The following is a 2,125-nucleotide window of genomic DNA, read 5'->3' as shown; positions in this document are numbered from 1 at the left end:
CGACAACGCCGCCGGACCCATCACCACCACCACCACCACGACCACCACCACTACGACCAGCACGGGCGGCAACCCCGGCGGCGGCTGCACGGTGACGCACCGGGTGGTCAGCCAGTGGACGGGCGGGTACACCGGCGAGATCGTGATCGGGAACCGGGGTTCGGCCCTCAACGGCTGGACCTTCACCTTCTCGGCGCCGGGCGTGACCGTCACGCAGGGCTGGAACGGGACGTGGACGGACTCGGGAGACGCGGTCCGGGTCACGAACGCGTCCTGGAACGGATCGCTGCCGACCGGTGGAACGACGACCATCGGGTACAACGCGAACTACAACGGGACCACACCGCCGTTCCTGGCACCCGCCTTGAACGGCACGGCGTGCTCCTGACACCGTAACCAGCCCCGACAACGGTTCCCCGTCCGGTCATCGCCTCCGCCGGACGGGGAACCGCCGTGCGCGCGCCCCGACGCCGGGCGACAGCTCGGGTTCGTCCGGACCCCGGTTCCGACCGGACGTCAGGGCCGACCGGTCGGGGCGGTGCCTCGGCGCGGCGGCGCGGTGCTCCCGCGGTGGACGAGCGGGGTCGGCAGGACGATCCGGTGCTGCGCCGGGGATTCGCCGTGCGCCATCCGGATCGCCATCAGGGCGGCCTCCGCGGCCATGTCGCTCAGGGGTTGGCGGACCGTGGTGAGGCCGGGGGTGACCCACTTCGCCAGCGGCAGGTCGTCGAAACCGACCACGCTGAGGTCGTCGGGCACTCGAAGCCCCCGGTCGTACGCGGCCTGGTAGACGCCGAGCGCCTGGGCGTCGTTGCAGGCGAAGACGGCGGTCGGCGGTTCGGGCAGGCCGAGCAGGTCCAGCGCGTGCCGCCGGCCCTCCTCCACCTGGTAGTCGCCTTCGCGGACCAGGGCGGGGTCGAGCGGGACGCCCGCAGCGTCGTGGGCCGCGACGTAGCCGTCCAGCCGCGCCCGGCCGGACAGCACGTCGGACGGTCCGGTGATCACCGCGATCCGCCGGTGGCCCAGCTCCAGCAGGTGCCGGGTCGCGGCCAGGCCGCCGTCCCGGTTGGCGGCGTGCACCGTCGGGATCACGGGGTCCGGTTCGGTGAGCGGGTCCACCATCACCACGGGGATGGCGCGGCCCGTCAGCTGGGCCAGCTGGTGCTCGCTGGGACCGCACAGCACCGCGACGACGCACCTGGACCTGCGGTAGAGCGTGTTCTCGATCCACTTGCCGTCGGGCACGTGCTTGCCGCCGAGGTCCGACACGACCAGGGCCATCCGGTGGGTGTCGGCGGCGCGCTCGGCCCCCCGGATGACCTCCATCGCGTACGGGCCGTTCAGCTCGTGCAGGATCAGTTCCAGCAGCGGGGCCGTGGCGAACCGGGTCCGCGGCTGGTAGCCGTGGGAGAGCATGATCTTCTCGACCGCGGCCCGGGTCTCGGCGGCGACGTCGCTGCGCCCGTTGAAGACCTTCGAGACGGTGGCCGTGGAAACCCCGGCCAGTTCGGCTATCCGGGTGATGGCGATGCTGTGCGCGGGTTTCATCGGCGGCGTCATGGGTTCCGGTCGGCGGCGGGCGGTTCGGACGGGACTCCGGCGGTCCCGGTGCGGTGACCGAACTCCGTCGATCACCGGGATCGCGCGTGGTGCGGGCGGTGACACCGGACTCGTCACCTTCGGCGGGTGAGCACCTTCGGGAGTGCACCTGTCGCGTCGTGCGAGTCTCCCATCAGTTGTTGGCGCTCACAAGAGGCGGGTTCGTAGTGGCGAAACCAGGGCGGAGCATTGGTTTCCCATGTACGCCGCTGATCTGCGGCGAACGTCGAGCCGCAGTGCGCGGGTGGATCCGACCGGACCGAACTTCCCGTAGTTAGCGTTAACATCGTGCCGCCCGGCTCGGGTCGAGGGCGGGGTGCCGACCTCAGAGGCCCTTGTCGGCGGTGCGGCCCAGTCGCAGCGCCGAGACGAGGAAGAAGACGCCGCCGAGGACCGCGTAGCCGGCCAGTGCGGACAGGGACGGGTCCGCCCCGGAGGCCGTCGTGATGAACGACGCGCCGGCCAGCACGGAGATGCCGCCGCTGAGGATCATCGGCCACTGGCCGCCCACCCGACGGCGGCCGAC

General features: G+C 72.0%; 2 protein-coding genes and 1 pseudogene. 1 reads left to right on the top strand and 2 read right to left on the bottom strand.

Going from position 1 to position 2,125, the window contains the following annotated elements; genetic code table 11:
- Nucleotides 1-388 (top strand): cellulose binding domain-containing protein (locus AB0G02_RS36575; RefSeq protein WP_360803983.1); only part of this gene is annotated, 388 nt, incomplete at its 5' end.
- 128 nt (nucleotides 389-516) lie between these two features.
- Here AB0G02_RS36575 and AB0G02_RS36570 read toward each other — a convergent pair.
- Both AB0G02_RS36570 and AB0G02_RS36565 read right to left on the bottom strand, forming a co-directional pair.
- Entirely contained in the window at nucleotides 517-1,548 is a 1,032-nt protein-coding gene (locus AB0G02_RS36570; protein ID WP_360803980.1) for a LacI family DNA-binding transcriptional regulator, read from the bottom strand.
- Between the two features lie 376 nt (nucleotides 1,549-1,924).
- Nucleotides 1,925-2,125, bottom strand: a pseudogene (locus tag AB0G02_RS36565) (hypothetical protein); the annotation flags it as partial.

Source organism: Actinosynnema sp. NPDC023658 (genome assembly GCF_040639995.1).
Lineage (GTDB): Bacteria > Actinomycetota > Actinomycetes > Mycobacteriales > Pseudonocardiaceae > Actinosynnema.
Note: the sequence above shows the minus strand (reverse complement) of the source record. Positions and strands in the feature narration are given on the sequence as shown.

What these genes read in the sequence shown, in the direction of transcription:
- AB0G02_RS36570 (WP_360803980.1), bottom strand. Translation starts at nt 1,548, where the DNA reads ATGAAACCCGCGCACAGCATCGCCATCACCCGGATAGCCGAACTGGCC.